Origin of the sequence: Phenylobacterium sp. (assembly GCF_044358365.1) — a bacterium.
GTDB lineage: Bacteria > Pseudomonadota > Alphaproteobacteria > Caulobacterales > Caulobacteraceae > Phenylobacterium.
Genome location: NZ_JBIKNZ010000120.1, coordinates 1 through 4,557, shown reverse-complemented (window position 1 = coordinate 4,557; position 4,557 = coordinate 1). Strand labels below are relative to the sequence as shown.

The 4,557-nt window shown below is 65.8% G+C and carries 4 protein-coding genes; 1 reads left to right on the top strand and 3 read right to left on the bottom strand.

Annotation, left to right across the window (positions count from 1 at the left end):
- The 3 genes from ACIQ3B_RS18010 to ACIQ3B_RS18000 all read right to left on the bottom strand — a co-directional run.
- Positions 1–253 (bottom strand): hypothetical protein (locus tag ACIQ3B_RS18010; RefSeq protein ID WP_397405040.1); only part of this gene is annotated, 253 nt, incomplete at its 3' end.
- A gap of 34 nt (positions 254–287) precedes the next feature.
- Positions 288–1,835 (bottom strand): type II and III secretion system protein family protein, encoded by a 1,548-nt coding sequence (locus ACIQ3B_RS18005; protein WP_397405039.1) that lies wholly within the window; start codon positions 1,833–1,835, stop codon positions 288–290.
- Positions 1,836–2,100: 265 nt separating this feature from the next.
- Positions 2,101–2,733 carry a glutathione S-transferase family protein gene (locus ACIQ3B_RS18000; RefSeq protein ID WP_397405037.1) on the bottom strand — a complete coding sequence of 211 codons (633 nt, stop codon included), beginning with the start codon at positions 2,731–2,733 and terminating at the stop codon, positions 2,101–2,103.
- 110 nt (positions 2,734–2,843) lie between these two features.
- Here ACIQ3B_RS18000 and ACIQ3B_RS17995 point away from each other — a divergent pair, with 110 nt between their 5' ends.
- The gene (locus ACIQ3B_RS17995) at positions 2,844–4,148 is read left to right on the top strand and encodes a CitMHS family transporter (protein WP_397405034.1); all 1,305 of its coding nucleotides are present in this window, start codon (positions 2,844–2,846) and stop codon (positions 4,146–4,148) included.
- The last annotated feature ends 409 nt before the right edge of the window (positions 4,149–4,557 follow it).

The following is a 4,557-nucleotide window of genomic DNA, read 5'->3' as shown; positions in this document are numbered from 1 at the left end:
TCTTGCGGCTCTGGCCGGTGACGACGGTCAGGCGTCCCGGCTCGGGAACTGCGATCATCAGGACCGTCTCGCTTGGGGTCCGGGCAAACCTGTCGGTCGCGTGCTCAGGGTCAACCAGGGCGACCAGCAGGAAAGCTGGCGCCCTGCTGGTCGGCGCCGGCGGCGCGTGTGGCCGAGCGACGGCCGATCCCGCAGACACGGCCATTGCCGTGATCAGAGCAGCGCTTGCAATACCCGGTTGACGAGCCCGCATGATGACCTCCGTTCCAACGAACGGGATCACGCTGTCACGAGTCGGCTTTGGCCGCCGCACTCTTGAGCGTGGCCTGGCTTCTTGATGGGCCCGATCGGAACGCCGTGAGGATCCGGCGCGACCAGCCCTCCAGCCGTGCCCAGACCTTTCCAGGCGCCTCGACTGTGGCGTGGAACAGTGAGGTGAGGCGGCGGGAGGCGCCTTCGGCGAGCGGTGAAGACCGCAGCAGTTTCTTCAATCCCCTGGGCTTCGGCTCGCTCGGGGCGACGGCTTCGACGTCCGATGCCGGCTCGCGCAAGGCAATATCATCGGGGCTCTGCGGCGCGACGTCAGCGGCATCGGGCGCGCCAATGACCCGCGCCGTCACAAAGATCGCCAGTTGCAGGCGCTGGTTCCGGGTGTGGACGGCTTTGAATAGGGACCCTACGACCGGCAGTTCAGCCGCCCAGGGCGTTCCGCCCTGCTGCGTCAGTTCGGTCTCGGAGAACAACCCGGCGAACATGAAGGTCTCGCCGTCGCGAAGATTCAGGTGGGTGATCGCGCGCCGGGTATTCAGGGCGGGGATGGTCAGGCCCTCGATGGTGACGCTGTTTCGAGGGTCAATGTCACTGACCTCGGCGGCCAGATCCAGGCGAATCAGGCCGTTTGTCTGCAGGGTCGGCCGGGCCGAGATCGCCGTGCCGTAGGGTTTGAACTCGATGGTCACGCCGTCGCGGGTGGGCACAGGGTAGGGGAACTCTCCACCGGATCGGAAGCTCGCGGCCTCGCCCGACAGGGCCAGCAGGTGCGGGCGCGCGAGGATGCGCGCGGACCCGCGCTGCTCCAGAACCCGCAGCGCGGCGTTCAGGTCAAGGCTTCCGATGTTTCCGTTCACGGTCGCCACGCCTTGCGGCGGCGCGGTCGGACTGGGGGCGGAACCTGTGCGCAGTGTGAAGCCCGAACCCAAGGCGCCCATATCGACGCCGATTCTGCGCAGATCATCCTCACTGGCTTCGACCAGCTGGACCTCCAGCAGGATCTGGTCCGGGCGAACGTCCACCAGGGAGATGACATCGCCCCCTGCCGCGCGCTCGGCCAGGTCGCTTGCCAGCGCAGAGGCCTGGGCGTCTGACGCCGAGCCCCGGAGCAGAACGCCACCGCTGAGGGACTGCACGTGGATCGGTTCGCCGGGGAGCAGCGCGTTGATGTCATCCTGGAGTTGGACCCCGTCGTAGCCCACCTCGACATTGATCACCTGCGTCAGGCTTCCGTCAGGGCCATAGACCAGCAGATTGGTGGCTCCGACATCATGGCCCATCACGTAGAGGTCATTGGGGCCGGCCGTGTCGACGGTGGCGATCTCCGGCTGTGACACGACTATGCGCGCGATCGTCCCCGTGACGCTCAAAGGCGCCGATTTGCCGACCGCGACGTGAAGGCTGGAGATCGCGGCGGTTTCCGGTTCCAGGGGATCGGCGACCGCGGGTAGCGCGCAAAGTAGCGACAGCACGACGCTGATCAGGAGCAGCCCGCTGCGGACAAAGCCGCCAGCGAGGTCGGCCCGACCTCGGAGCTTAAGAAGATGTGTTGCCGGGCGCTTCAAGGCCGAACGGATCGCCACAAGTTATCTGGGCATTCAGTATGCCGCGTGCATGCCTCGAACATCGGTAACGCGTTAGGTTAAGCCGCATTAGAATGTCGCGCGAGATTTATCTTTGTGCAATATGTGAAGTAAATGATGAAACTATATGATAATTATCAGAAAAAATATTACATCATAATGTGAAGGCGAGTCCCGAAAGTCGCTCGGGCGCCCGCTCTTGAGAGCAAGAAAATCCTCTGGATCAGCTAACAGGGCAGCGCCCGGCTCAGGCTTGTGGGAGCGTCACGGTGAAGGGCCGGGCGACCGCCTGGAAGGCCGGCAGGGCCTCGCATGCCCGGGCGTGAGCCCCGAGCGCAGGCCAGCGGGCGGGATCGAAGAGCCCTGGATGCGCCTCACCCAGGAACCGCAGGACGCAGGCCGTGATGATATCGGCGTGGCCGATCTGGTCGCCGAACCACCAGACGCCCCGGCGGGCCCGATCCAGTTCCAGAAGATCCAGCACGCCTTCGATCTGCGCCTCACAGCGGGCCACCCAGACCGCCGTCGCCCGCTGATGGATCACGCGCTCATAGACCAGGCTCACGGCCTTGTCGGCCAGGCCCGAGGCCAGCGCACAGACCTTGAGCGCCGCGCGTCGTTCCAGGCCCGCGCGCGCGATCAGGGCGCGTTCGGGTCCGGCCAGTTCGTCAAGCCAGTCGAGGATGTTGGCGCTCTCGATGAGGACCTCGCCGTCATCGGTGACGAAGGTCGGCACGCGCCGCAGCGGGTTGATGGCGCCGATGGCTTCGGCGTCGCCGAACACCGACAGGGCCCGATGCTCGTAGTCGAAGCCATACAGGCGCAGCGCCACCGCCACCCGGCGGACAAACGGGCTGTCGTACTGGCCGATGAGGATCATTTGTTGTCCCTTCCTGTGCTGACGAGACGGGTCATTATGCGCGTCAGAGTCGCGCACCAGCGGGGGAAATCAATGGCCAGTCCGGATCGCTTGGCGCGGGGATACGCCTGATGCTGGCGCTGCTGGGTTTCGCCATGGTGGCGACGTTCATGACCCTGATCATGACGCGCCGGGCCGCGCCGCTGGTGGCGCTGATCGTCGTGCCGGTGGTGTTCGGCCTCATCGCCGGGCACGGGCTGGATCTTGGCCCCATGATGCTGGAGGGGGTGAAGAAGATCGCGCCGACGGGCGTCATGATCATGTTCGCCATCCTCTACTTCGGCCTGATGATCGATGCGGGACTGTTCGATCCGGCCGTGCGACGCCTGCTGGTGCTGGTGCGCGGCGATCCGGTCCGGGTGGTGGTCGGCACGGTGGTGCTGGCGGTGGGGGTCTCGCTGGATGGCGACGGCTCGACGACCTACATGGTCACCGTCGCGGCCCTGCTGCCGCTCTATGCGCGGCTGGGACTGAACCCGCTGATCATGGCGTGCCTGATCATGCTCTCCAGCGGGGTCATGAACCTGACGCCCTGGGGTGGGCCCACAGCGCGGGCCGCCACGGCGCTGCAGGTGGACCCTGCCGCGCTCTTCCTGCCGATGGTGCCGGCGATGGCGGTGGGCGTGGTCTGGCTGCTGCTGCTGGCCTGGGTCTATGGCCGGCGCGAACGGCGTCGTCTTGGCGTCCTGACGCTGGATCGATCCGCGCCGGAGGCGGAGGGATTGATCACGGTCTCCACCGACCCCGCAGCGCGCCGGCCGCGCCTGCTCTGGGTCAACGCGGGGCTGACCCTGGCGCTGCTGATCACCCTGGTGACGGGCCTCGTGCCGCTGGCGGTGCTGTTCATGGCGGGCTTCGCGATCGCCAGCCTGATCAACTATCCGCAACCCGAGGCCCTGCGCGCCCGCATCGCCGCCCACGCGCCCAACGTCATCGCCATGGTCGCCGTGATTTTCTCGGCCGGCATCTTCACCGGGGTGCTGACCGGCACGGGAATGGTCGAGGCCATGCCCAGGAGCCTGCTGGCCCTGATCCCGCCCCAGATGGGGCCGTACCTGGCGCCGATCACCGCGGCGCTCAGCCTGCCGATGACCTTCTTCATCTCCAACGATGCCTTCTACTTCGGCGTGGTCCCGATCCTGGCCGAGGCGGCATCGCACTACGGGATTTCAAAGGAAGCCATCGGCAGCGCCTCCCTGGTCGGCCAGCCCTTCCACCTGCTGAGCCCGCTGGTGCCCTCCACCTACCTGCTGGTCAGCCTGGCCGGCGTCGAATTCGGCGACCACCAGCGGTTCACCTGGCCCTGGGCGGTGGCGACCTGCGCGGTGATGGGCGTGGCGGCGGCGCTCTTGGGGGTATTTCCGGTTTCGGGGTAGGGCGCCTCAGCCTTCAACATGATCAAGAGACGGGACAACGACTCCTGCGCGCGCGCGAGGAACGCCCGGGAACTTGTGTGAGATTCACCTTTCAAAGAACGGATATTGTTCGTTATATGTTCTCTATCACGGACCATCGTGCATGACCAAAACATTGGATCATTTTTGAGCGGGAGGGGCGGCCCCTGGACATGGCGAGGTTGCGGCGAACGCAGCCGCTGAGGCATGGCCGGCAGGTGGGGTCGGAGGTTGCGGGTGATGGGTGGGTTTGGGGGTTATTGCAGGTGTCACCGAAATCTTGGTCCCGCCCCCCCCCGTTCCAAAACCAAGTGCAACAGGACATGTTTTCTGTGGCTGAAATTGGAGCGAGGCGATGGGAGAGTGCTACGGTCATCTGAGTTATCCAGAG